This window comes from Erwinia sp. Eh17-17 (assembly GCF_039675725.1).
Classification (GTDB): domain Bacteria; phylum Pseudomonadota; class Gammaproteobacteria; order Enterobacterales; family Enterobacteriaceae; genus Erwinia.
This window is the reverse complement of record NZ_JBDFQT010000003.1, coordinates 11,914-36,803: the sequence shown is the minus strand read 5'-3', so window position 1 is coordinate 36,803 and position 24,890 is coordinate 11,914. Positions and strand designations below refer to the sequence as shown.

The 24,890-nt window shown below is 54.5% G+C and carries 21 protein-coding genes; all 21 read left to right on the top strand.

Annotated elements, in window-relative coordinates; all coding sequences use genetic code 11:
* Nucleotides 1–156: 156 nt before the first annotated feature.
* The 21 genes from rpsB to tilS all read left to right on the top strand — a co-directional run bounded on the left by rpsB (nt 157) and on the right by tilS (nt 24,868).
* Nucleotides 157–882 (top strand): 30S ribosomal protein S2, encoded by a 726-nt coding sequence (gene rpsB, locus ABEH87_RS10095; protein WP_062747118.1) that lies wholly within the window; start codon nt 157–159, stop codon nt 880–882.
* A 259-nt stretch (nt 883–1,141) separates the two neighbouring features.
* Nucleotides 1,142–1,993, top strand: coding sequence for a translation elongation factor Ts (tsf, locus tag ABEH87_RS10090; RefSeq protein WP_346576259.1), 852 nt, complete (start codon nt 1,142–1,144; stop codon nt 1,991–1,993).
* Nucleotides 1,994–2,148: 155 nt separating this feature from the next.
* On the top strand, nt 2,149–2,874 hold the full coding sequence (gene pyrH / locus ABEH87_RS10085; protein ID WP_062747112.1) for a UMP kinase: 726 nt from the start codon (nt 2,149–2,151) through the stop codon (nt 2,872–2,874).
* A 253-nt stretch (nt 2,875–3,127) separates the two neighbouring features.
* Complete coding sequence (gene frr, locus ABEH87_RS10080) at nt 3,128–3,685, top strand: ribosome recycling factor (protein WP_346576681.1); 558 nt, start codon at nt 3,128–3,130, stop codon at nt 3,683–3,685.
* A 134-nt stretch (nt 3,686–3,819) separates the two neighbouring features.
* Nucleotides 3,820–5,034: a 1-deoxy-D-xylulose-5-phosphate reductoisomerase gene (gene ispC / locus ABEH87_RS10075; RefSeq protein ID WP_346576257.1), complete on the top strand. Its 1,215-nt coding sequence runs from the start codon at nt 3,820–3,822 to the stop codon at nt 5,032–5,034.
* A gap of 194 nt (nt 5,035–5,228) precedes the next feature.
* The gene (gene ispU / locus ABEH87_RS10070; protein ID WP_346576256.1) at nt 5,229–5,981 is read left to right on the top strand and encodes a (2E,6E)-farnesyl-diphosphate-specific ditrans,polycis-undecaprenyl-diphosphate synthase; all 753 of its coding nucleotides are present in this window, start codon (nt 5,229–5,231) and stop codon (nt 5,979–5,981) included.
* Nucleotides 5,982–5,999: 18 nt separating this feature from the next.
* Nucleotides 6,000–6,857 (top strand): phosphatidate cytidylyltransferase, encoded by an 858-nt coding sequence (gene cdsA, locus ABEH87_RS10065; RefSeq protein WP_346576254.1) that lies wholly within the window; start codon nt 6,000–6,002, stop codon nt 6,855–6,857.
* A 9-nt stretch (nt 6,858–6,866) separates the two neighbouring features.
* Complete coding sequence (gene rseP, locus ABEH87_RS10060; protein WP_346576252.1) at nt 6,867–8,216, top strand: sigma E protease regulator RseP; 1,350 nt, start codon at nt 6,867–6,869, stop codon at nt 8,214–8,216.
* Between the two features lie 55 nt (nt 8,217–8,271).
* A complete protein-coding gene (gene bamA, locus ABEH87_RS10055) occupies nt 8,272–10,677 on the top strand; it encodes an outer membrane protein assembly factor BamA (RefSeq protein WP_346576250.1) in 2,406 nt (801 codons plus the stop codon).
* 119 nt (nt 10,678–10,796) lie between these two features.
* Entirely contained in the window at nt 10,797–11,294 is a 498-nt protein-coding gene (gene skp, locus ABEH87_RS10050) for a molecular chaperone Skp (RefSeq protein WP_156287891.1), read from the top strand.
* Between the two features lie 3 nt (nt 11,295–11,297).
* A complete protein-coding gene (lpxD, locus tag ABEH87_RS10045; protein ID WP_346576248.1) occupies nt 11,298–12,320 on the top strand; it encodes a UDP-3-O-(3-hydroxymyristoyl)glucosamine N-acyltransferase in 1,023 nt (340 codons plus the stop codon).
* Nucleotides 12,321–12,466: 146 nt separating this feature from the next.
* The gene (gene fabZ / locus ABEH87_RS10040; protein WP_346576247.1) at nt 12,467–12,922 is read left to right on the top strand and encodes a 3-hydroxyacyl-ACP dehydratase FabZ; all 456 of its coding nucleotides are present in this window, start codon (nt 12,467–12,469) and stop codon (nt 12,920–12,922) included.
* Between the two features lie 3 nt (nt 12,923–12,925).
* Complete coding sequence (gene lpxA, locus ABEH87_RS10035) at nt 12,926–13,714, top strand: acyl-ACP--UDP-N-acetylglucosamine O-acyltransferase (RefSeq protein WP_346576245.1); 789 nt, start codon at nt 12,926–12,928, stop codon at nt 13,712–13,714.
* Nucleotides 13,715–13,717: 3 nt separating this feature from the next.
* Nucleotides 13,718–14,863: a lipid-A-disaccharide synthase gene (gene lpxB, locus ABEH87_RS10030; RefSeq protein WP_346576244.1), complete on the top strand. Its 1,146-nt coding sequence runs from the start codon at nt 13,718–13,720 to the stop codon at nt 14,861–14,863.
* The gene (gene rnhB, locus ABEH87_RS10025) at nt 14,860–15,483 is read left to right on the top strand and encodes a ribonuclease HII (protein WP_346576242.1); all 624 of its coding nucleotides are present in this window, start codon (nt 14,860–14,862) and stop codon (nt 15,481–15,483) included. Before lpxB ends, rnhB begins: the two co-directional genes overlap by 4 nt.
* Before the next feature lie 30 nt (nt 15,484–15,513).
* Entirely contained in the window at nt 15,514–18,996 is a 3,483-nt protein-coding gene (gene dnaE, locus ABEH87_RS10020; RefSeq protein ID WP_346576240.1) for a DNA polymerase III subunit alpha, read from the top strand.
* 12 nt (nt 18,997–19,008) lie between these two features.
* On the top strand, nt 19,009–19,968 hold the full coding sequence (accA, locus tag ABEH87_RS10015) for an acetyl-CoA carboxylase carboxyl transferase subunit alpha (RefSeq protein WP_346576238.1): 960 nt from the start codon (nt 19,009–19,011) through the stop codon (nt 19,966–19,968).
* Between the two features lie 120 nt (nt 19,969–20,088).
* Nucleotides 20,089–20,817 (top strand): hypothetical protein, encoded by a 729-nt coding sequence (locus ABEH87_RS10010; protein WP_346576236.1) that lies wholly within the window; start codon nt 20,089–20,091, stop codon nt 20,815–20,817.
* Nucleotides 20,818–20,886: 69 nt separating this feature from the next.
* On the top strand, nt 20,887–23,037 hold the full coding sequence (locus ABEH87_RS10005; RefSeq protein ID WP_346576234.1) for a lysine decarboxylase LdcC: 2,151 nt from the start codon (nt 20,887–20,889) through the stop codon (nt 23,035–23,037).
* A gap of 80 nt (nt 23,038–23,117) precedes the next feature.
* On the top strand, nt 23,118–23,513 hold the full coding sequence (locus tag ABEH87_RS10000) for a VOC family protein (RefSeq protein WP_346576232.1): 396 nt from the start codon (nt 23,118–23,120) through the stop codon (nt 23,511–23,513).
* Between the two features lie 53 nt (nt 23,514–23,566).
* Nucleotides 23,567–24,868 (top strand): tRNA lysidine(34) synthetase TilS, encoded by a 1,302-nt coding sequence (gene tilS / locus ABEH87_RS09995; protein ID WP_346576230.1) that lies wholly within the window; start codon nt 23,567–23,569, stop codon nt 24,866–24,868.
* Nucleotides 24,869–24,890 lie beyond the last annotated feature (22 nt).

Genomic DNA, 24,890 nt, shown 5'->3' with positions numbered 1-24,890 from the left:
TTGCCAGGCATTGAGCCGCATAAATCTCACTATGTGTAAATAACACACACGTATCGACACCTACGCCGGGGTGCCTTGCTGGTTCGAAAGAGCCGATGGGTCGGTTGTATGGGATACGTGGAGGCTTAACCCCAAACTATATCTATAGAGGTAATCATGGCAACTGTTTCCATGCGCGACATGCTCAAGGCCGGTGTACACTTCGGTCACCAGACCCGTTACTGGAACCCGAAAATGAAGCCATTCATCTTCGGCGCTCGTAACAAGGTTCACATCATCAACCTTGAGAAAACTGTACCAATGTTCAACGAAGCCCTGGCTGAGCTGAGCAAGATCTCTTCCCGTAAAGGTAAGATCCTGTTTGTTGGTACTAAGCGCGCTGCAAGCGAAGCGGTAAAAGAGCACGCTCTGAGCTGCGACCAGTTCTTCGTTAATCACCGCTGGTTGGGTGGTATGCTGACTAACTGGAAAACTGTTCGTCAGTCAATCAAACGTCTGAAAGACCTGGAAATCCAGTCTCAGGACGGCACTTTCGACAAACTGACCAAGAAAGAAGCTCTGATGCGCGCTCGTGAACTGGCCAAGCTGGAAAACAGCCTGGGCGGGATCAAAGACATGGGCGGCCTGCCAGACGCGCTGTTTGTTGTTGATGCAGATCACGAACACATCGCTATCAAAGAAGCAAACAACCTGGGCATCCCAGTGTTTTCTATCGTTGATACCAACTCTGATCCAGACGGCGTTGACTTCATTATCCCTGGTAATGACGATGCAATCCGTGCTGTTAGCCTGTACCTGACTGCAGTGGCTACCACTGTACGTGAAGGTCGCTCTCAGGACCTGGCTCAGCAGGCAGAAGAAACCTTCGCCGAAGCTGAGTAATAAGGTTTGCTCTTTAGAGAGCCCTTGTACATCAGATGTGAATCTGTAAGGAAGGGGCCTTGATTGGCCCCTTTATTTTTTCGACTTCGCTTTGCTGAATGTCATATTTATCCGATAGATTTCAAGTTGCAGGACAAATCTGCGGCCTGAAAGATGAAGGAAAATTCGGCGGGGCAGAATGTTTTTCCCGAGACCAGGCATTTGAAGCAAACGCCGTCATGGCATAGCTGACAGATGCCAGCTAACCGAGGATTAGAGAATGGCTGATATTACCGCTGCTCTGGTAAAAGAACTGCGCGAGCGCACTGGCGCTGGCATGATGGATTGTAAGAAAGCTCTGACTGAAGCCAATGGCGACATCGAGCTGGCCATCGAGAACATGCGTAAATCTGGCGCGATCAAAGCCGCTAAGAAAGCAGGCAACGTTGCTGCTGATGGCGTGATCAAAACTAAGATCGACGGCAACTACGCGGTGATTCTGGAAGTTAACTGCCAGACTGACTTCGTCGCTAAAGATGCGGGCTTCCAGGCTTTCGCTGACAAAGTGCTGGATGCTGCAGTTGCTGGCAAAATCACTGATGTTGACGTGCTGAAAGCTCAGTTCGAAGAAGAGCGTGTTGCACTGGTTGCTAAAATCGGCGAAAACATCAATATCCGTCGTGTGTCTTCTCTGGAAGGCGACGTGCTGGGTTCATACCTGCACGGTGCACGTATCGGTGTTCTGATCGCGGCTAAAAGCGCTGATGAAGAGCTGGTTAAGCAGCTGGCAATGCACGTTGCAGCCAGCAAGCCAGAATTCGTTAAGCCTGAAGATGTGTCTGCTGAAGTGGTAGAGAAAGAGTACCAGGTTCAGCTGGACATCGCCATGCAGTCTGGCAAGCCAAAAGAAATCGCAGAGAAAATGGTTGAAGGCCGCATGAAGAAATTCACCGGCGAAGTTTCTCTGACCGGCCAGCCTTTCGTCATCGACCCAGCTAAAACTGTGGGCCAGCTGCTGAAAGAGAAAAATGCAGACGTGACCAACTTCATCCGCTTTGAAGTGGGCGAAGGCATTGAGAAAGCTGAGACAGATTTCGCGGCAGAAGTCGCGGCGATGTCCAAGCAGTCTTAATCGTCCGATAAGAACCGCCAGATGGCGGTTCTTTTTTGCCTGTCTTTCGGCAGCGCATTTTCAGTCTCATCCCAATAGCATTTCTCTGATGCATTTAGGATGATACCGCACACAGTTAACACCCCTTTTCGACGATATCTTCCAGGAAAATAACCATGGCGACCAATGCAAAACCCGTATATCAACGTATCCTGCTAAAACTGAGTGGCGAAGCACTGCAAGGTGCTGAAGGCTTCGGTATCGATGCCAGCGTGCTGGATCGTATGGCTCAGGAAGTGAAAGAGCTGGTAGAGCTGGGCATTCAGGTAGGTGTGGTAATCGGTGGTGGTAATCTGTTCCGTGGCGCAGGTCTGGCCCAGGCAGGAATGAATCGTGTTGTTGGCGACCATATGGGCATGCTGGCAACCGTGATGAATGGCCTGGCGATGCGCGATGCGCTGCACCGTGCCTATGTCAACGCCCGTCTGATGTCGGCTATTCCACTGAACGGCGTGTGTGACAACTACAGCTGGGCAGAGGCGATCAGCCTGCTGCGCAACAACCGCGTGGTCATTTTCTCCGCCGGTACCGGTAACCCGTTCTTTACCACTGACTCGGCAGCCTGCCTGCGCGGTATCGAAATCGAAGCCGACGTGGTTCTGAAGGCCACCAAAGTAGACGGTGTTTACTCTTCCGACCCGGTGAAAAACCCGGATGCTGTCCTGCACGATCAGCTGACCTACACTGAAGTGCTGGATAAAGAACTGAAAGTGATGGATCTGGCGGCCTTTACGCTGGCGCGTGACCATTCACTGCCGATCCGCGTGTTCAACATGAACAAGCCTGGCGCACTGCGCCGCGTGGTGATGGGCGAAAAAGAAGGCACGCTGATTACGCATTAATATCAGTCTGCGGTGAAAATGGTTAAAATAAGGTATATTCTGCCTGTCAGGATTATCTTTAATACTCTAAATAATTCGAGTTGCAGGAAGACGGCAAGGCCGGGAGTCCCCTGAACATAGATAACTATGTGACTGGGGTGAGCGGGTGCAGCCAACGCATCTGCAGCTTAAAGTATGACGAGTATACATGCATTTGAACGGCTTTCGGCACGACAGGAAGCTGGTGGATCAAACAGAATCCAAGGGTTTTAACGTGATTAACGACATCAAGAAAGATGCAGAAGTACGCATGGATAAGTGCGTAGAAGCATTCAAAAACCATATCAGCAAAATCCGTACTGGCCGCGCGTCACCGAGCATTCTCGACGGCATCATGGTGGATTACTACGGGGCAGCGACGCCACTGCGTCAGCTGGCGAGCGTAACGGTAGAAGATTCCCGCACGCTGAAAATCAACGTGTTTGACCGTTCTATCAGTGCCGCTGTCGAAAAAGCGATTATGGCTTCTGACCTCGGTCTGAACCCAATGTCAGCGGGTACTGATATTCGTGTGCCACTGCCAGCACTGACTGAAGAGCGTCGTAAAGACCTGATCAAAATTGTGCGCGGTGAAGCTGAACAGGGCCGTGTCTCTGTGCGTAACGTGCGTCGTGATGCTAACGACAAAGTGAAAGCGCTGCTGAAAGACAAAGAAATCAGCGAAGACGACGACCGTCGTTCACAGGAAGACGTGCAGAAACTGACCGACGTGTTTATCAAGAAAATTGATACCTCGCTGGCAGAGAAAGAAGCGGAGCTGATGGACTTCTGATTCCATCATCACCCAATGAAACGCCGCACAGATTGCCGTTCACACGAAGGGCCAGTCTGGCGGCGTTTTGCGTTTGTTAACTTTCCCGGCAGAGGGCTATTCTTCTCCTGAGCGGGTTTACACAGAGCAACCTCATGAAGCAATTGACCATCCTCGGTTCGACCGGATCCATCGGCACCAGCACCCTGGGCGTGGTGCGCGCTAATCCCCATCTGTTCGCCATTAAAGCACTGGTTGCCGGGCGTAACGTCGAACTGATGGTTGAGCAGTGTCTCGAATTTCGCCCGGCCTACGCCGCAATGTCCGATGTTCAGGCTGCTGATGCGCTACGACTTCGTCTGAAAGATCTCAATCTGACCACTGAAGTGCTGAGCGGCGACCAGGCTGCCTGCGAGCTGGCCGCGCTGAGCGATGTTGACCAGGTTATGGCCGCCATCGTTGGTGCCGCAGGATTATTACCTACCCTGGCCGCAATTCGCGCCGGAAAACAGGTGCTTCTGGCGAATAAAGAGTCGCTTGTCACCTGCGGCCGACTATTTCTGGAGGCGGTGAGCGCCTCTGGTGCCCAGCTGTTGCCCATCGACAGCGAGCACAACGCCATTTTTCAGAGTTTGCCTGCTTCCCTCCAGCAGCAGTTAGGGTACGCTTCTCTGGAAGATAATGGCATTGATAGCATTATCCTCACGGGGTCAGGTGGCCCGTTCCGTGAGACGCCTTTGGCAGAGTTACGTCATATGACGCCGGACCAGGCGTGTGCGCATCCGAACTGGTCGATGGGGCGAAAGATCTCCGTCGATTCGGCCACCATGATGAATAAAGGCCTGGAATATATCGAAGCCCGCTGGCTGTTTAACGCGACCGATGCGCAGATGGAAGTGGTTCTGCATCCGCAGTCCGTTATTCATTCGATGGTGCGTTACCGGGATGGCAGTGTCATTGCCCAGCTCGGTTCGCCCGACATGCGTACGCCAATCGCTCACGCTATGGCCTGGCCGCAGCGCGTGACGTCAGGTGCCCAACCGCTTGATTTCACCCGGATGTCGGCCCTGACTTTCGCTGAGCCTGACTATGCGCGTTATCCCTGTCTGAAGCTGGCGATTGATGCCAGCATCACCGGGCAGGCGGCGACCACCACGTTGAATGCGGCGAACGAAGTTGCGGTAGCCGCCTTCCTCGCGTCTGAAATCCGCTTTACTGATATTGCCGCGTTAAATGTGGCGGTACTGGAGACACTCTGTTGCCAGGAGCCGCAGAGCGTCGATGCCGTGATCGCGATTGACCATGAGGCTCGTGCAGTGGCGAACGCCTTGTTGCCCCGTTTTTCGGCAGGTCGTATCAGCGCGATTTAACACGTCGCTATTTGTGAGCGCTGGGCGGAGGTGATATAGTCTTGCCCCACCGTCCTGAGCCAGCGACGTGATTAAGCGGATAAGCGAGCCGGATTTTTAGGGTTCAATTGTGCCGGGCGGGTGAGATATTTCAGAAGCCAATGCATACCCAATTTAACCGGGTATATTTCTGAATAAGGAAAGAGTTACGCGTTATGTCGTCCGAAAATCAATTACAAACCGATGACCAGCAGGGGGCAGGCCCCCGTCATGTGGCCATCATTATGGATGGCAACGGTCGCTGGGCTAAAAACCAGGGCAAGCTGCGTATTTCTGGTCATAAAGCGGGAGTGAAATCCGTGCGTCGCGCAGTGAGTTTTGCGGTCAGCAATAAGCTGGATGCGCTCACGCTTTATGCCTTCAGCAGTGAAAACTGGAACCGTCCTCAGCAGGAAGTCCTGGCGCTGATGGAATTGTTCGTCTGGGCACTCGACAGCGAAGTAAAAAGTCTGCACAAGCATAACGTCCGGTTGAAAATTATCGGTGATATCAGTCGGTTTAACTCCCGCTTACAAGAGCGTATTCGCCGTGCTGAAGAACTTACTCAACAAAATAATGGACTAACACTCAACATTGCCGCGAATTATGGCGGACGTTGGGATATTATCCACGGAGTCAGAAAAATAGCAGAGCAGGTACAGGAAGGACTTCTTCGTCCGGATCAGATTGAAGAAGAGACGCTTCATCCGTACCTTTGTCTGAATGAACTGGCACCTGTGGATCTGGTAATAAGGACCGGGGGAGAGCATCGGATTAGTAACTTCCTGCTGTGGCAAGTTGCCTACGCAGAGTTTTGGTTTACCGATACTCTTTGGCCTGATTTTGATGAACAAGTTTTTGAAGGTGCACTGAATGCGTTTGCACAACGAGAGCGTCGGTTTGGCGGCGCAGCACCCAGCGGCGCCTGAGCGCACTGGGGGTAATCTTTGTTAAAATCTCGCCTGATTACCGCGTTTATTTTGATCCCTGTCGTCATTGCAGCGCTGTTTTTGCTGCCGCCGTTGGGGTTTGCCATCACAATTTTAGCGATTTGCATGCTGGCCGCATGGGAATGGGGCCAGTTTGCGGGTTTTGCTTCCCGTTCACAGCGTATCTGGCTGGCCCTGCTGTGTGGTCTGCTGCTGGCCTTTATGCTGTTTACGCTGCCTGCTTATCAGCATTCCGTGCATCTGCCGCAGATCGGCGGCGCCCTGTGGGTGTCGCTTGGATGGTGGGTCGTGGCACTCCTGCTGGTGCTCTCCTATCCGGGCTCCGCTGCTTTCTGGCGTCACTCACGTCCGCTGCGTCTGATCTTTGGCCTGTTGACCATTGTGCCGTTTTTCTGGGGCATGCTGGCACTGCGTCAGTATCATTACGAAGCCGATCACTATGCCGGTGCATGGTGGCTGCTGTATGTGATGTTCCTCGTCTGGGGAGCTGACTCCGGCGCCTATATGTTTGGCAAGCTGTTTGGCAAACATAAGCTGGCACCCAAAGTTTCACCGGGTAAGACCTGGGAAGGCTTCTTCGGTGGTCTGCTCACCTCTGCGTTACTCTCCTGGTTATTCAGCGTGTTTGCTCCGCTAACCGTACCGCTTTCGACGTTACTGATTTGTTCGATTGTGGCTGCACTGGCGTCTGTTCTCGGTGATTTAACCGAGAGTATGTTTAAACGCGAGGCCGGTATTAAAGACAGTGGCAGTTTGATCCCCGGTCATGGCGGTATTCTTGACCGTATCGACAGCCTCACCGCTGCCGTACCGGTCTTTGCCTGCCTGTTACTGCTGGTCTTCGGGACGCTGTAGGGAAACATTATGCTGAGCATACTCTGGAGTTTTGCTGCTTTTATCGTTGCACTGGGGATTTTAATCACCGTGCATGAGTTCGGCCATTTCTGGGTCGCTCGCCGCTGTGGCGTAAAAGTTGAGCGTTTCTCTATTGGCTTTGGCAAGGCGCTGTGGCGACGCCGGGACAAGCAGGGCACCGAGTATGTTATTGCACTGATCCCGCTGGGCGGTTATGTCAAGATGCTTGATGAGCGCGTCGAGAGCGTGCCGCCCGAACTGCGTCATCGGTCCTTCAACAACAAAACGATTCTGCAACGTACCGCGATTATCAGCGCCGGCCCAATCGCCAATTTCATCTTTGCGATTTTCGCTTACTGGCTGGTGTTTATCATCGGCGTTCCCGGTGTTCGCCCCGTGATTGGCGAAATAATGAGCGGATCGCCCGCTGCTGAAGCGCAAATTACCCCTGGTACGGAACTTAAAGCCGTAGATGGTATCGAAACGCCTGATTGGGATGCCGTGCGTATGGCTCTGGTGGCGAAGATTGGTGACGAAAGTACCACCTTCACCGTCGCCCCTTTTGGCAGCGAAAATACCAGTGACAAGAGGGTAAACCTGAAAGACTGGCAGTTTGAGCCAGATAAGCAGGATCCGGTTACGTCTCTGGGGATACAACCGCGTGGACCACAGATTGAATCGGTGCTGGCACAGGTGCAGAACGACTCCGCTGCAAGTCGGGCGGGTTTGCAAGCTGGGGACAGGATCGTTAAAGTCGATGGTCAGCCTTTGGACCAGTGGCAGAATTTTGTCGCCACAGTACGCGACAATCCGGGTAAAGAGATTGCAATTGAGGTGGAGCGCCAGGGTAGCACCGTCGATCTGACGCTGACCCCGGACGTTAATCCTCACAACAAGGCGCAAGGCTTTGCCGGTGTCATACCGCGCATTATCCCGCTGCCTGAAGAGTACAGAACGGTGCGTCAGTATGGCCCGTTTGCTGCAATTGGTGAGGCCAGCGCGAAAACGTGGCAACTGATGAAGCTGACGGTCAGTATGCTGGGCAAGTTGATTGTCGGCGAAGTGAAGTTGAACAATCTCAGCGGGCCGATTTCGATCGCCCAGGGTGCTGGGATGTCAGCGGAATATGGTTTGATTTACTACCTGATGTTTCTCGCTCTGATTAGCGTGAATCTTGGGATTATCAATCTGTTCCCTCTGCCGGTGTTAGATGGTGGCCATTTGTTATTCCTGTTGATTGAAAAGATCAAGGGAGGGCAGGTGTCCGAGCGAGTTCAGGACTTCAGTTATCGTATCGGCTCTATTGTGCTGGTGCTGTTAATGGGGCTTGCGCTATTCAATGATTTCTCGCGCCTTTAGGCTGTCAACAGGCAGACGATTCGCGAGAACCTGTTAGGAAGAATGCATAAAAACGATGGCGATGAAAAAGTTGCTCATAGCGTCGCTGCTGCTTAGCAGCGCTACCGTATACGGTGCAGACGGATTCGTAGTGAATGACATTCACTTTGAAGGCCTGCAGCGAGTCGCCGTCGGTGCGGCATTGCTCAGTATGCCAGTCCGCGTTGGGGATACTGTCTCTGACGAAGATCTCAGTAACACCATCCGTGCCCTGTTTGCGACCGGTAATTTTGAAGATGTTCAGGTCCTGCGCGACGGCAATACGCTGATCGTCCAGGTGAAAGAGCGTCCGACCATTGCCAGCATCACTTTCTCCGGTAACAAAGCGGTGAAAGAGGACATGCTCAAGCAGAACCTTGAAGCATCAGGGGTACGCGTTGGTGAAGCGCTGGATCGTACGACCATCTCCTCGATTGAGAAGGGACTGGAAGACTTCTATTACAGCGTCGGTAAATACAGCGCCAGCGTGAAAGCGGTGGTAACGCCGCTGCCACGTAACCGTGTTGACCTGAAACTGGTCTTTACTGAAGGTGTTTCCGCTCAGATCCAGCAGATCAACATCGTCGGTAACAAAGCCTACAGCTCGGATGAACTGATCTCGCGCTTTGCGCTGCGTGATGAAGTGCCGTGGTGGAACGTGGTCGGTGACCGTAAGTACCAGAAGCAGAAACTGGCCGGTGACCTTGAGACGCTGCGCAGCTTCTATCTGGACCGTGGTTATGCCCGCTTCAATATCGATTCCACTCAGGTCAGCCTGACGCCGGACAAAAAAGGCATCTACATCACGGTCAACATCAATGAAGGCGAGCAGTATAAGCTTTCCGGTGTGTCAGTCAGCGGCAATCTGGCAGGCCACTCAGCGGAAATTGAAACGCTGAGCAAGGTCACGCCGGGCGAACTGTATAACGGTTCGAAAGTGACGCGCATTGAAGACGATATCAAGAAACTGTTGGGCCGTTATGGTTACGCTTATCCGCGCGTGCAGACCCAGCCAGAAATCGATGATGCCAACAAAACCGTGAAGCTGCGGATTAATGTGGATGCGGGCAACCGTTTCTACGTGCGTAAAGTGCGCTTCGAAGGGAACGACACTTCGAAAGATTCCGTTCTGCGCCGCGAAATGCGCCAGATGGAAGGGGCATGGTTGGGTAGCGACCTGGTAGAGCAGGGCAAAGAGCGCCTTAACCGTCTGGGTTACTTCGAAACCGTTGATACCGATACGCAGCGTGTACCCGGTTCACCCGATCAGGTTGACGTGGTGTACAAGGTGAAAGAACGTAACACCGGTACGCTGAACTTCGGCGTCGGTTACGGTACTGAAAGCGGTGTCAGCTTCCAGGTTGGCGTGACCCAGGATAACTGGCTGGGTACCGGTAATACCGTTGGCATCAGCGGTACCAAGAATGACTACCAGACCTATGCTGAATTCTCACTGACCGATCCGTACTTCACGGTCGACGGTGTCAGCCTGGGCGGTCGTGTGTTCTACAACGACTTTAAAGCGGATGATGCTGATCTGTCTGACTATACCAACAAGAGTTATGGTGTAGACGGCACGCTGGGCTTCCCGGTCAATGAAAATAACACCCTGCGTGTGGGCCTGGGCTATGTGCACAACAGCCTGTCCAACATGCAGCCGCAGATCGCGATGTGGCGTTATCTGCGTTCTGTCGGGCAAAATCCATCGCTGTCAGGTGATGAAGATTACTCGGCAGATGACTTCACCTTTAACTATGGCTGGACGTACAACACCCTTGACCGTGGGTTCTTCCCAACGGCGGGTAACCGTACCAACCTGAACGGTAAAGTGACGATCCCTGGCTCAGATAACGCCTTCTACAAGGCCACGCTGGATACGCAGCAGTATCTGCCGCTGAATCAGGATCGTACCTGGGTCCTTTTAGGTCGCGGACGTGTGGGCTACGGCGGTGGACTGGACGGTAAAGAGATGCCGTTCTACGAGAACTTCTACGCCGGTGGTTCAAGCTCGGTACGTGGTTTCCGTTCTAACAACATCGGTCCTAAAGCGGCTTACCTGAACAACGGTTCTTCCGACTGTTCCGGCAGCAGCACTGTCTGTAATTCTGATGATGCGATCGGCGGTAACGCCATGGCTGTTGCCAGCGCAGAGCTGATTACACCAACACCGTTCCTGAGTGAGAAGTACGCTAACTCAGTGCGAACGTCGCTGTTTGTTGATGCGGGTACAGTATGGGACACCAAATGGGAGAATACGGCGGCCACGCGTGCAGCCGGTATCCCTGACTATAGCGATCCTTCCAACATCCGCATGTCAGCCGGTCTGGCACTGCAATGGATGTCGCCGCTGGGGCCGCTGGTGTTCTCTTACGCCCAGCCGTTCAAAAAGTATGATGGAGACAAGGCCGAACAGTTCCAATTTAACATTGGTAAAACCTGGTAATTCGGACTTGCAGGGAAGCACTGCTAGAGAGTATCGCGCTTACTCTGTTTTGTAATACAAACACCGTAAGCGCAACACATGTGTCCGTGACACAAACGTTGATGGTAAGGAGTTTTATAGTGAAAAAGTTGTTGTGTGCCGCAGGTCTGGGTATTGCTCTGGCGGTTTCCGCTGGTGCTCAGGCTGCTGATAAAATTGCAGTGGTGAACGTTTCCAGCATTTTCCAACAGTTACCAGCGCGTGCGACCGTTGCGAAACAACTGGAGAACGAGTTCAAAGGCCGTGCAACTGAGTTGCAGGGTATGGAACGCGATCTGCAAACCAAAATGCAGCGTCTGCAGCGTGATGGCTCAACCATGAAAGCTACCGAGCGTAGCCGCATGGAAAAAGACGTTATGGCTCAGCGTGAAGCCTTCTCAACGAAAGCTCAGGCATTCGAACAGGATAACCGCCGTCGTCAGATGGAAGAGCGTAACAAAATCCTGAGCCGTATCCAGGATGCCGTGCAGAAAGTGGCTGATAGCGAAGGTTACGACGTCGTTATCGATCAGAATGCGGTTGCCTACGCTGCTAAATCTAAAGACATCACTGCTGATGTTCTGAAACAGGTTAAATAATTCATGTTTTCAATTCGACTGGCTGATTTAGCCCAGCAGTTGGATGCAGAATTGCACGGAGATGGCGATATCGTCATCTCCGGCGTTGCTTCTATGCAATCCGCCCAATCCGGTCAGATCACGTTTCTTTCAAACAGCCGTTACCGCGAGCAGCTCGCAGCCTGTCAGGCTTCAGCCGTGGTGCTCACTGAAGCGGATCTGGAATTTTTCCCTGGCGCTGCGCTGGTGGTTAAAAACCCGTATCTGACCTACGCCCGTATGGCCCAGTTGTTAGACACAACACCGCAACCGGCCAAAGATATCGCTCCCAGTGCCGCGATCGATGCGACGGCAAAGCTGGGCAACAATGTTTCAATTGGCGCGAATGCGGTGATCGAATCTGACGTTGTTCTCGGCGATAATGTGGTTATCGGCCCTGGTTGCTTTGTCGGTAAAAAGACCCGCATTGGTGACGGTAGTCGTCTGTGGGCAAATGTCTCTGTCTATCATGAGATCGAAATTGGCCAAAACTGTCTGATTCAGTCTGGCACTGTCATCGGCGCTGATGGCTTCGGTTATGCCAACGATCGCGGAAATTGGGTGAAGATCCCTCAATTGGGTACCGTGATTATTGGTGATAATGTCGAAATTGGTGCCTGTACCACCATCGATCGCGGCGCTCTTGATAACACCCAAATCGGGAATGGTGTTATCATAGATAACCAGTGCCAGATTGCACACAACGTAGTGATTGGCGACAATACTGCGGTGGCTGGTGGGGTTATCATGGCTGGCAGCCTGAAAATTGGCCGCTATTGTATGATTGGCGGGGCCAGCGTGATTAATGGTCATATGGAAATTTGTGACAAAGTTACCGTCACAGGGATGGGAATGGTGATGAGGCCGATCACTGAACCTGGAGTATACTCCTCCGGGATTCCGCTGCAGCCCAACAAAATCTGGCGCAAAACTGCAGCGCTGGTGATGAACATCGATGAGATAAGCAAACGCTTAAAAACCGTCGAACGCAAGGTCAACAAAGACTGAGCGGTTAACACCATGCAGCACGGCTTTCATAAATAAAATATGCGAAAGCGTTGCGTACAGATATAATTTGCGGCCTGCAGACGATTGGATGATCGTTGCAGGCCGTGTTATTGATGCCATCAGAATTTTAGGACAGGAAGAGTATTTTGACTACTGAAACTCATACTCTGAAGATTGAAGAGATTATTGAACTTTTACCGCACCGTTACCCGTTTTTGCTGGTTGACCGTGTTCTTGAGTTCCAGGAAAACACATTTCTGCGTGCGGTAAAAAACGTCTCGGTCAACGAACCGTTTTTCCAGGGCCACTTCCCTGGTAAACCGATTTTCCCAGGCGTGCTGATTCTGGAAGCAATGGCACAGGCCACGGGCATCCTGGCGTTTAAAAGCGTAGGGAAACTGGAACCGGGCGAACTGTATTACTTTGCCGGTATCGACGACGCGCGCTTCAAGCGCCCGGTGGTGCCTGGCGACCAAATGATTATGGAAGTCACCTTCGAGAAAACCCGCCGTGGGGTGACGCGCTTCAAAGGCGTGGCCACCGTTGACGGTAAAATTGTCTGCGAAGCAACGATGATGTGTGCCCGCAGCCGGGAGGCTTAATTCGTGATTGATAGCACCGCCGTAATTCACCCCAGCTCGATCGTTGAAGATGGCGCCATTATTGGTGCTGGTGTCCAGATTGGTCCGTTTTGCACCGTGGGTGCCAACGTTTCGATCGGCGAAGGCACGGTTCTGAAATCTCACGTAGTGGTCAATGGTCATACCGTTATTGGTCAGGACAATACCATCTACCAGTTTGCTTCGATCGGTGAAGCAAATCAGGATCTGAAATACGCCGGTGAACCGACACGAGTTGTGATTGGCGACCGTAACCGTATTCGTGAAAGCGTGACTATCCATCGTGGTACCGCGCAATCCGATGGGGTGACGAAAGTCGGCAATGACAATCTGCTGATGGTGAATGCGCACGTGGCGCACGACTGCGTTGTCGGAAGCCACTGCATTCTGGCGAACAACGCGACGCTGGCGGGTCATGTTACCGTTGACGATCACGCCATTATCGGCGGGATGACGGCGGTGCATCAGTTCTGCATTATTGGTGCTCACGTAATGGTAGGCGGCTGCTCCGGTGTGGCGCAGGACGTTCCCCCTTATGTCATTGCCCAGGGGAACCATGCCACTCCATTTGGTATTAACCTGGTGGGCCTGAAGCGCCGTGGTTTCAGCAAAGATGCGTTGCATGCCATTACTGCTGCCTACAAACTGCTGTACCGCAGTGGTAAGACGCTGGACGAAGTGAAGCCTGAGATTGCTGAGATCGCGCAAGCGCATCCGGAAGTTCAGCCGTTTTATGACTTCTTTGCCCGTTCTACAAGGGGTTTGATTCGTTAACTCATGCCAAAGCATCCCTTAACGATTGCCCTTGTCGCCGGAGAAACCTCCGGCGATATTCTTGGTGCCGGTCTGATCCGTGCGCTGAAAGAAAAGCATCCTGACGCCCGGTTTGTCGGTGTGGCTGGCCCGCTGATGCAGGCCGAAGGCTGTGAAGCCTGGTATGAAATGGAAGAGCTGGCGGTCATGGGCATCGTTGAGGTGCTGGGCCGGCTGCGTCGTCTGTTGCATATCCGCCGTGATTTGATCCGCCGTTTCACCGCGCTCAAACCTGATGTTTTTGTCGGCATTGATGCCCCTGATTTTAACATCACGCTGGAAGGCAAGCTGAAGCAGCAGGGGATCCGCACGATCCATTATGTCAGCCCCTCCGTCTGGGCGTGGCGTCAAAAACGGGTGTTCAAGATTGGCCGCTCCACTGACCTGGTGCTGGCCTTTCTGCCGTTTGAAAAAGCCTTTTATGACCGTTTCAATGTACCTTGCCGCTTTATCGGCCATACCATGGCCGATGCGATGCCGATTGAACCGGATAAGCAGGCAGCCCGGCGTAAACTGGGCATTGCTGAGGATGCGCTTTGCCTGGCGCTGTTACCCGGCAGTCGCGGTGCGGAAGTTGAAATGTTAAGCGGCGATTTCCTGCGAACCGCGATGCTGCTGCGTGACAAGTATCCGGCGCTCGAAATCGTGGTGCCGCTGGTTAATCAGCGTCGCCGTGAGCAGTTTGAGGCTATCAAAGCAGAAGTCGCACCGGACCTGACCATGCACCTGCTGGATGGTAAAGGGCGTGAAGCCATGGTCGCCAGCGATGCCGCACTGCTGGCATCGGGAACGGCCGCGCTGGAGTGTATGCTGGCGAAATGTCCGATGGTGGTAGGGTATCGTATGAAGCCTTTCACCTTCTGGCTGGCAAAGCGCCTGGTGAAAACTGATTATGTTTCATTGCCTAACCTGCTGGCAGGCCGTGAGCTGGTAAAAGAGTTGCTCCAGGACGAGTGTCAGCCTTCGCTGCTGGCGGCAGCGTTAGAGCCGTTGCTGGCGCAGGGGGAAACCCGTGATACGCTGCTGGCGACCTTTGCTGAGCTGCACCACCAGATCCGCTGGAATGCCGATGAGCAGGCGGCGGCGGCAGTACTGGAGCTGTGTCCATGAGTGAATTTATCTACCCCCATGCCGCGCTGATTGCCGGTGTGGATGAAGTCGGCCGTGGCCCGCTGGTAGGGGCCGTGGTGACGGCTGCCGTGATCCTCGATCCGGCGCAGCCGATTACCGGTCTGGCCGATTCGAAAAAACTATCGGAAAAACGTCGTCTGGCGCTGTACGATGAGATCGTCGAAAAAGCATTAAGCTGGAGTCTGGGCCGGGCTGAACCGGACGAGATTGATCGGCTGAATATCCTGCACGCTACCATGCTGGCGATGCAGCGCGCCGTGGCGGGTCTGCATCTGACGCCGGACTTCGTGCTGATTGACGGCAACCGCTGCCCGGCGCTGGCGATGCCCAGCCAGGCCGTGGTGAAAGGCGACAGTCTGGTGCGTGAAATCAGCGCTGCGTCGATCATCGCCAAAGTCACGCGCGATCGTGAAATGGCTGAACTGGATCTGCTCTACCCGGAATATGGCTTTGCTCAGCACAAAGGCTACCCGACGGCTCTGCATATGGAAAAGCTGTCCCGGTATGGCGTGACGCCACAGCATCGCCGGAGCTTTGCTCCGGTACGTAATGCGCTGCTTGATGCTGAAGTCAGTGCGATGGCTGCCCGTACGCTGTAATTTTCATCCTTAGTTTTAACGGAATCTCAGATGGCCGAACCTCGTTTTATTCATTTACGCGTCCACAGCGACTACTCCATGATCGATGGGCTAGCCAAGACTGGCCCGTTGGTGAAGAACGCGGCAAAAATGGGGATGCCGGCCATCGGCATTACTGATTTCACCAACCTGTGCGGGCTGGTAAAGTTTTACGGCACCGCTCACGGTCAGGGTATTAAGCCGATCATTGGCGCAGATTTTAACGTCAACAGTGACGCGATGGGGGATGAGCTGTCGCAGATCACGGTGCTGGCAGCGAATAACGAAGGCTACCAGAATCTGACGCTGCTGATCTCCCGCGCCTACCAGCGGGGGTATGGCCCGGCGGGCCCGACCATCGATCGTGACTGGCTGGTTGAACATCAGCAGGGGATTATCCTGCTGTCCGGTGGGCGACGTGGCGATGTCGGCAAAATGCTGTTGCGTGGCAATCATGCGCAGGTTGCTGAGTGCCTGGCGTTTTATCAGCACCATTTTCCCGATCGCTACTACCTTGAACTGATCCGCACTGGCCGCCAGGATGAAGAGACGTATCTGCACGCGGCGGTGGAGCTGGCGATTGCTCAGGGTGTGCCTGTCGTGGCGACCAACGAAGTCTGCTTCCTGACGGAAAACGAATTTGACGCGCATGAAATTCGCGTCGCCATCCACGATGGTTTCACCCTCGACGACCCAAAACGCCCGCGCAATTACAGCCCTCAGCAGTACATGCGCAGTGAGGAGGAGATGTGCGAGCTGTTCTCGGACATCCCGGAAGCGCTGGAAAACAGCGTGGAAATTGCCCGCCGCTGTAATGTCACGATTCGCCTGGGTGAATACTTCCTGCCTCAGTTCCCGACCGGTGAGATGACCACCGAAGATTTCCTGGTGGCGAAATCGAAAGAGGGGCTTGAGGAACGCCTGGCGTTTCTGTTCCCGGACGAACAGGTGCGCGCTGAACGCCGCCCTGAGTATGATGAACGTCTGGACATCGAGTTAACGGTGATCAACCAGATGGGCTTCCCTGGTTACTTCCTGATCGTGATGGAGTTCATCCAGTGGTCGAAGGATAACGATGTCCCGGTCGGACCCGGGCGCGGATCGGGCGCCGGTTCACTGGTGGCCTATGCGCTGAAAATCACCGACCTTGACCCGCTGGAATTTGACCTGCTGTTCGAACGTTTCCTTAACCCGGAACGTGTCTCAATGCCCGATTTCGACGTCGATTTCTGCATGGAAAAACGCGATCTGGTGATCGAGCACGTGGCCGATATGTATGGGCGCCAGGCGGTTTCGCAGATCATTACTTTCGGTACGATGGCCGCGAAAGCGGTTATCCGCGACGTGGGCCGCGTGCTGGGCCATCCGTACGGCTTTGTCGATCGCATCTCTAAACTGGTGCCGCCCGATCCTGGCATGACGCTGGAAAAAGCCTTCGCAGCAGAGCCGCAGCTGCCTGAGATTTACGAGGCAGATGAAGAGGTTAAAGCGCTTATCGATATGGCGCGCATCCTTGAAGGGGTGACGCGTAACGCCGGTAAACACGCCGGGGGCGTGGTGATTGCGCCGACCAAAATTACCGACTTCGCCCCGCTTTACTGCGACGAAAACGGCAACCATCCGGTCACCCAGTTTGATAAGAATGACGTGGAATATGCCGGGCTGGTGAAGTTCGACTTCCTCGGCCTGCGTACGCTGACGATCATCGACTGGGCGCTGGCGATGATCAACGCCAGGCGTGAAAAACAGGGCGAGCCGCCGATTGATATCGCGGCGATTCCGCTTGAAGATAAAAAAAGTTTCGATATGCTGCAACGCTCGGAAACCACCGCGGTCTTCCAGCTTGAATCACGCGGCATGAAAGATCTGATTAAGCGCCTGAAGCCCGACTGCTTCGAGGATATGATCGCGCTGGTGGCTCTGTTCCGCCCTGGTCCGTTACAGTCAGGCATGGTGGACAACTTCATTGACCGTAAACACGGACGTGAAGAGATCTCCTACCCGGATATTCAGTGGCAGCATGAGTCACTGAAGCCCGTGCTTGAGCCGACCTATGGCATCATCCTCTACCAGGAACAGGTGATGCAGATCGCCCAGGTGCTGGCCGGATACAGCCTGGGCGGTGCCGACATGCTGCGCCGCGCAATGGGTAAAAAGAACCCGGTCGAAATGGCCAAACAGCGCGGCGGCTTTGAAGACGGCGCCAAATCTCGCGGCATTGACGGCGAGCTGGCGATTAAAATTTTCGACCTGGTGGAGAAGTTCGCCGGTTACGGCTTTAACAAATCGCACTCGGCTGCCTATGCGCTGGTTTCCTACCAGACGCTGTGGCTGAAAGCGCACTATCCGGCTGAGTTTATGGCGGCAGTGATGACCGCCGATATGGATAATACCGAGAAGGTCGTGGGCCTGGTCGATGAGTGCTGGCGTATGGGGCTGAAGGTCCTGCCGCCGGATATTAACTCCGGCCAGTACCAGTTCCACGTCAATGAAAACGGTGAAATTGTTTACGGTATCGGCGCGATAAAAGGTGTCGGTGAAGGCCCGATTGAAGCGATAATCGAAGCGCGTAACGAAGGCGGCTACTTCCGCGAGCTGTTTGACCTCTGTGCGCGGACTGACACCAAAAAGCTGAATAAGCGCGTACTGGAAAAACTGATTATGTCCGGTGCGTTTGACCGCCTGGGTCCGCACCGTGCGGCGCTGATGAGCGCGTTACCGGATGCATTAAAGGCGGCCGATCAGCACGCAAAAGCAGAAGCTATCGGCCAGGCCGACATGTTCGGCGTGCTGGCAGAAGCCCCGGAGCAGGTTGAGAAGTCCTATTCGGACGTCACTCCGTGGCCGGAACAGATTCAACTGGATGGGGAAAGGGAGACCTTAGGCCTGTACTTAACCGGTCACCCGATCAACCAGTACCTGAAAGAAATTGAGCGTTATGTCGGTGGACTGCGCCTGAAAGACATGCACCCGACCGAGCGTGGTAAGATGACCACGGCAGCCGGTCTGGTGGTGGCGGCCCGCGTCATGGTAACAAAGCGCGGCAACCGTATTGGCATCTGCACGCTGGATGACCGTTCTGGTCGTCTGGAAGTGATGTTGTTTACAGATGCGTTAGACAAGTTCCAGCATATGCTGGAGAAAGACCGTATCCTGATCGTCAGTGGGCAGGTCAGCTTTGATGACTTCAACGGCGGGCTTAAAATGATGGCCCGCGATATGATGGACATTGATGAAGCACGTGAAAAATATGCACGTGGGCTTGCTATCTCGCTGACGGACAGGCAAATTGATGACCAGCTTTTGAACCGTCTCCGTCAATCCCTGGAACCCCATCGTTCGGGGACCATTCCGGTACATCTCTACTATCAGAGAGAGGATGCACGGGCGAAGTTGCGCTTCGGTGCAACCTGGCGCGTGTCGCCGAGCGATCGTTTGCTGAACGATCTGCGATCGTTGATAGGATCGGAGCAGGTGGAACTGGAGTTTGACTAAAACAGGATTATTATGAGTCTTAATTACCTGGATTTCGAACAGCCAATCGCTGAGCTTGAAGCGAAAATTGATTCGCTCAAGTCGGTTGGCCGTCAGGATGAAAAACTGGATATTAATCTGGATGAAGAGATTCAGCGTCTGCGCGATAAAAGCGTTGAGCTGACGCGTAAAATCTTCTCAGATTTAGGTGCCTGGCAGATCGCGCAGCTTGCGCGTCATCCGCTGCGCCCGTATACGCTGGATTATGTTCGCAACGTTTTCACTGACTTTGATGAACTGGCCGGTGACCGTGCTTACGCCGATGATAAAGCTATCGTTGGTGGAACTGCGCGCCTTGACGGCCGTCCGGTGATGATTATTGGTCATCAGAAAGGACGTGAAACCAAAGAAAAAATCCGTCGTAACTTTGGTATGCCAGCGCCAGAAGGCTACCGTAAAGCGTTACGTCTGATGGAGATGGCCGAGCGTTTTAACATGCCGATCATCACCTTCATCGACACCCCAGGTGCTTATCCTGGCGTCGGGGCAGAAGAGCGCGGTCAGTCAGAAGCTATCGCCCGCAACCTGCGTGAGATGTCAGGACTGACGGTCCCGGTCATCTGTACCGTGATTGGTGAAGGCGGTTCCGGTGGCGCACTGGCTATCGGCGTGGGCGACAAAGTCAACATGCTGCAGTACAGCACCTACTCGGTGATTTCACCGGAAGGCTGTGCATCCATTCTGTGGAAAAGCGCCGACAAAGCGCCGCTGGCCGCAGAAGCGATGGGAATTGTTGCACCGCGTCTGAAAGAGCTGAAGCTGATCGATACGGTGATCCCTGAACCACTGGGCGGTGCACACCGCAACCCGCTGGCGATTGGCGAATCAATGAAAGCCCAGCTGCTGGCCGATCTGGCCGATCTGGACACACTTTCTAAAGAAGAGCTGCTGGATCGTCGCTATCAGCGTCTGATGAGCTACGGTTACGCTTGATTTTATGGGGCGCGGCGTGTCGCGCCCCTGCTTTACGTTGTGCCATCCCCTGGCGCGTGGTTGCCTGCCTGTCATTCCATTAGTCTTAGGTTTCCTCTCAACCACAGGAAGAAACATAAGATGGAAAATCAAACCGATATTACCCGTTGTCTCCCCCATGTCAGCACTTTTCAACGTGCGGCAATCAATAAACTGTCGGCGGAGCTGTGCGATCACCGTACCGCTGAAACCCTCGCGCCGTTTATCACCGACGCTGGTTTTAATATGACCCCGCCATCAGGATTTATTCATGAGGCCAGCCTGCTGATTGCTTTTGCTTTTGGCAATCGCCCTAATGCCGAGCATGACCCTGACAAGCTGGCGTTACCGGGGCCGATGAATCTCGAACTGGCGCACTGCTGTGCTGCCGTCTGGCGCAAAAAACATATGCCAATGTACGTGCAGTGGGAAATTGCACGCTGTCTGCATGAACCTGAATTTGCACAGATCCCACGTAAAGACATTATCTCGATCGAGCCGTACTGGGATGAGACCGGCAAGCTGATCTATCTCAGCACTGATGGCGTGGTGCAGGAGATCGTCGAGAAGTATTACCATAACGATCCGGCCTCAATGGGCAAGGCCGCAGTGATCGGTCATCGTGACCATGTAAAACGCTGCATTCTGACCTGTGCCGCGCGCAAGGTGAAAGGTTTTGCGCCGAAAGGGATTGGTCTGCCGGTATGGTATGACATGCAGTCTGACCAGCCGTGGACGCGCCACCGTGACCTCTATGTGCTGCAGGATGTTGCCGGACAGATGATGATGGCTGCACAGGCGAACATTTCTCAGGCTTACCCGCAGGGCTAAATCCGCTATGATTATGCCTTGATTGTGTATCGGGCGAGGCGTGCCTCGCCCTTACAGCTGGAGGCAAGCGTGAATATTATCGCGATCATGGGACCGCATAACGCATTCTATAAAGATGAACCCATCCGTGAGCTGGACACCACGTTAAAGAGCCAGGGTTTTCAGACCATCTACCCGCACGACGCCGGCGACCTGCTGAAACTGATAGAACACAACCCGCGCATCTACGGCGTGGTGTTCGACTGGGATGAATACAGTCTCGATCTCTGTAGTGAGATCAATCAGTTAAATGAGTACCTTCCACTCTATGCCTTTATCAACACCCATTCGACGATGGATGTCAGCATTAACCAAATGCGCATGACCATCTGGTTCTTCGAATACGCCCTCAATGCCGCGGATGAAATTGCTCAGCGCATCCGCCACTACACCGACGAATACATCGATACCATCACGCCGCCGCTGACCAAAGCGCTGTTTACCTACGTGAAGGAGGGGAAATATACCTTCTGTACGCCAGGGCACATGGCGGGCACCGCCTTCCAGAAAAGCCCGGTGGGTAGCCTGTTTTATGATTTCTTCGGGGCCAATACTTTAAAAGCGGATATCTCGATTTCCGTTACCGAACTGGGTTCACTGCTCGACCATACCGGCCCCCATCTGGAAGCCGAAGAGTATGTGGCGCGCACCTTTGGCGCCGAGCAAAGCTATATGGTGACCAACGGAACGTCCACCTCGAATAAAATCGTCGGTATGTATGCCGCACCTGCAGGCAGCACGATGCTGGTGGACCGTAACTGCCACAAGTCGTTAACGCACCTGCTGATGATGAGCGATATCATTCCGATCTGGCTCAAACCCACGCGTAATGCGCTGGGCATCCTGGGCGGCATCCCGAAACGCGAATTCACGAAAGAGAGTATTGCCCTGAAAGTGGCGCAGACGCCGCGCGCCAGCTGGCCGGTCCATGCGGTGATCACCAACTCGACCTACGACGGGCTGCTGTACAACACGCAATACATCAAAGAGACGCTGGACGTGCCGTCCATTCACTTTGATTCTGCCTGGGTGCCCTATACCAATTTTCATCCCATCTATCAGGGGCTGAGCGGCATGAGCGGCGAGCGTACGCCGGGCAAGGTGATTTACGAAACTCAGTCAACGCACAAGCTGCTGGCGGCGTTTTCTCAGGCTTCGCTCATCCACATTAAAGGCGAGTACGACGAGCAGACCTTTAACGAAGCCTACATGATGCATACCACGACCTCGCCCAACTATGCCATTGTCGCTTCGATCGAAACGGCGGCGGCGATGCTGCGCGGCAATCCCGGAAAGCGTCTGATCAACCGCTCGGTCGAGCGCGCCCTGCATTTTCGCCGTGAGGTGCAGCGCCTGCGTGAGGAGTCCGACGGCTGGTTCTTCGATATCTGGCAGCCGGAAGGCGTGGATGAGCCGGAATGCTGGCCGATCCAGCCCGGCGAGGAAGACTGGCACGGTTTCCGCGATGCTGACGCCGATCATATGTACCTCGATCCGATCAAAGTCACCATCCTTACTCCCGGTATGAGCGAACTGGGCGAAATGGCCGAAGAAGGGATCCCGGCGGCACTGGTGGCGAAGTTCCTTGATGAACGCGGTGTGGTGGTGGAAAAAACCGGGCCTTACAACCTGCTGTTCCTGTTCAGCATTGGTATCGATAAGACCAAGGCCATGAGCGTGCTGCGCGGGCTGACCGAGTTCAAGCGCGCTTACGATCTCAATTTGCGGGTGAAGAACATGCTGCCGGATCTGTATGCAGAAGATCCCGACTTCTATCGCAACACGCGCATTCAGGATCTGGCCCAGGGGATCCATACGCTGATCCGCCAGCACGATCTGCCGCGTCTGATGCTACAGGCTTTCGCAACGCTGCCGGAGATGAAGATGACGCCGCACCAGGCGTTTCAGCAGCAGGTGAAGGGCAACGTTGAAACGGTCGATATCAGCGCGCTGGCAGGCAGGATCTCCGCCAATATGATTCTGCCTTATCCTCCGGGCGTGCCGGTGGTGATGCCCGGTGAGATGATCACTGAACAGAGCCGCGCCGTGCTCGATTTCCTGCTGATGCTGTGCGCTATTGGTAAGCACTATCCGGGGTTTGAAACTGACATTCACGGCGCAACGCTGACGGATGAAGGACAATATCGGGTGCGCGTGCTGAAACACGATGCAGAGAGTTAACCGCAGATCCAGAATCATACCCTTGTCGCCGCTATGCCTGGCGGATTAAGGTCGTCATGCATGAACAAACAGGAGCAGGCATGTCAGGATTAAGATTAAAAAAGGTTCATCACGTGGCGATCATCGCCCGCGACTACGAGCTGAGTAAGGCGTTTTACTGCAACATTCTCGGTTTTGGCCTGATGGGGGAAGTGTACCGTGAGGCGCGCGACTCGTGGAAAGGCGATCTGACCCTGAACGGCGAGTATCTTATTGAGCTGTTCTCCTTCCCGCAGCCCCCGGCTCGCCCGACGCAGCCGGAAGCCTGTGGTCTGCGCCATCTGGCGTTCAGCGTGGACGATGTTGAAGCCGCCAGGACGCATCTGGAAACGCACGGCGTGCGGTGTGAAGACGTGCGGATTGACCCTCTGACCGGCAAGCGCTTTACTTTCTTTAATGACCCGGACGGTTTGCCCTTAGAGCTGTATCAGGATTAAAATACCCCTCTGCTAAACCCGGCTTTGTGCCGGGTTCTTCTTTCAGGAACGCCATGTCAGCCATTGCCCATCTTGAACGCGCGCTGGCGTCAGAACATGCCGCGCTGCTGGCCTACAGCGGCGGGCTGGATTCCAGCGTATTACTGCACCAGCTGGTGCTGCTGAGACGCCTGCGTCCGGAACTGCAGCTGCGGGCGGTACACATCCATCACGGCCTCAGCCCGCTGGCGGACAGTTGGGCAGAGCACTGCCAGCAGCAGTGCGCGCAGTGGCATGTGCCGCTGGAGGTCATTCGCGTTAAGGTTGAAGCGCGTCACGGTGGCATTGAAGCGGCTGCGCGTACTGCACGTTATCAGGCATTTGCTCACAGGCTGCTGCCGGGTGAAGCGCTGTTAACCGCGCAGCATCAGGACGACCAGAGTGAAACGCTGCTGCTTGCGCTGAAGCGCGGCAGTGGCCCGGCGGGACTGGCGGCGATGCCACAGCAGCAGTGGCGGGGGGCACATCGCCATCTGCGGCCGCTGCTGGCACACAGCCGTCAGCAGATTGAAGCCTGGGCGCACCAGCATCAGCTGACGTGGATTGAAGATGAGAGTAACGGCGATCCCCGCTATGATCGTAATTTCCTGCGCCTTGAGGTAATGCCGCTGCTGAATGCCCGCTGGCCACATTTTTCGCGCGCGGTGGCACGCAGCGCCGCGCTGTGTGGTGAACAGGAGCAGCTGCTGGATGAACTGCTGGCCGAGTCGCTGAGTACGCTGGTGGACGACAGCGGAGCGCTGTCTGTTACGCCGCTGCGGGATATCAGTGAGGCCCGACGTGCGGCGCTGCTGCGGCGCTGGATAGCAGGGCAGCAGGGCAGCATGCCATCTCGTGATGCGCTACTTCGCCTGTGGCAGGAGGTGGCCTGTAGCCGTGAGGACGCAGAGCCGCGACTACGGTTAGGGGGTAATGAAGTGCGCCGCTATCGTGACCGTCTGTACTGGCTGCCGCTGATGTCGTCACTGGCCCGGTGTTCGCTGGCCTGGACGGATCTGTCACAGCCGCTGCTGTTGCCCGACGGGCTGGGCCAGCTGCAACCGCATCACTGCGGGATAGCGCTGCGCTGCCCGCAGCCCGGTGAAGCGGTCAGCGTCCGTTTTCAGGCGCAGGGATCGTTTTCTATTGTTGGCCGCGCAGGGAGCCGCCCGCTAAAAAAACTGTGGCAGGAGCAGGGGATCCCGCCGTGGCAGCGCGAGCGTACACCGCTGATTTTTTATGGCGACCGTCTGATTGCCGCCGCCGGGGTGTTTGTTACCCGCGACGGTGCCCCGGAGGGCGATGGGGCCAGCTGGTTTATTGACTGGCGTCGATAAAATAATCAAAGGGAGAGAAGTG

Bases quoted from the DNA above. Each gene is read 5' to 3' on its own strand.
- lpxB (WP_346576244.1), top strand. From the start codon at position 13,718: ATGCCAAAGCATCCCTTAACGATTGCCCTTGTCGCCGGAGAAACCTCC.
- ispC (WP_346576257.1), top strand. From the start codon at position 3,820: ATGAAGCAATTGACCATCCTCGGTTCGACCGGATCCATCGGCACCAGC.
- pyrH (WP_062747112.1), top strand. From the start codon at position 2,149: ATGGCGACCAATGCAAAACCCGTATATCAACGTATCCTGCTAAAACTG.
- lpxD (WP_346576248.1), top strand. From the start codon at position 11,298: ATGTTTTCAATTCGACTGGCTGATTTAGCCCAGCAGTTGGATGCAGAA.
- rpsB (WP_062747118.1), top strand. From the start codon at position 157: ATGGCAACTGTTTCCATGCGCGACATGCTCAAGGCCGGTGTACACTTC.
- ABEH87_RS10010 (WP_346576236.1), top strand. From the start codon at position 20,089: ATGGAAAATCAAACCGATATTACCCGTTGTCTCCCCCATGTCAGCACT.
- tilS (WP_346576230.1), top strand. From the start codon at position 23,567: ATGTCAGCCATTGCCCATCTTGAACGCGCGCTGGCGTCAGAACATGCC.
- dnaE (WP_346576240.1), top strand. From the start codon at position 15,514: ATGGCCGAACCTCGTTTTATTCATTTACGCGTCCACAGCGACTACTCC.
- bamA (WP_346576250.1), top strand. From the start codon at position 8,272: ATGGCGATGAAAAAGTTGCTCATAGCGTCGCTGCTGCTTAGCAGCGCT.
- rseP (WP_346576252.1), top strand. From the start codon at position 6,867: ATGCTGAGCATACTCTGGAGTTTTGCTGCTTTTATCGTTGCACTGGGG.
- ABEH87_RS10000 (WP_346576232.1), top strand. From the start codon at position 23,118: ATGTCAGGATTAAGATTAAAAAAGGTTCATCACGTGGCGATCATCGCC.
- ispU (WP_346576256.1), top strand. From the start codon at position 5,229: ATGTCGTCCGAAAATCAATTACAAACCGATGACCAGCAGGGGGCAGGC.
- rnhB (WP_346576242.1), top strand. From the start codon at position 14,860: ATGAGTGAATTTATCTACCCCCATGCCGCGCTGATTGCCGGTGTGGAT.
- accA (WP_346576238.1), top strand. From the start codon at position 19,009: ATGAGTCTTAATTACCTGGATTTCGAACAGCCAATCGCTGAGCTTGAA.
- tsf (WP_346576259.1), top strand. From the start codon at position 1,142: ATGGCTGATATTACCGCTGCTCTGGTAAAAGAACTGCGCGAGCGCACT.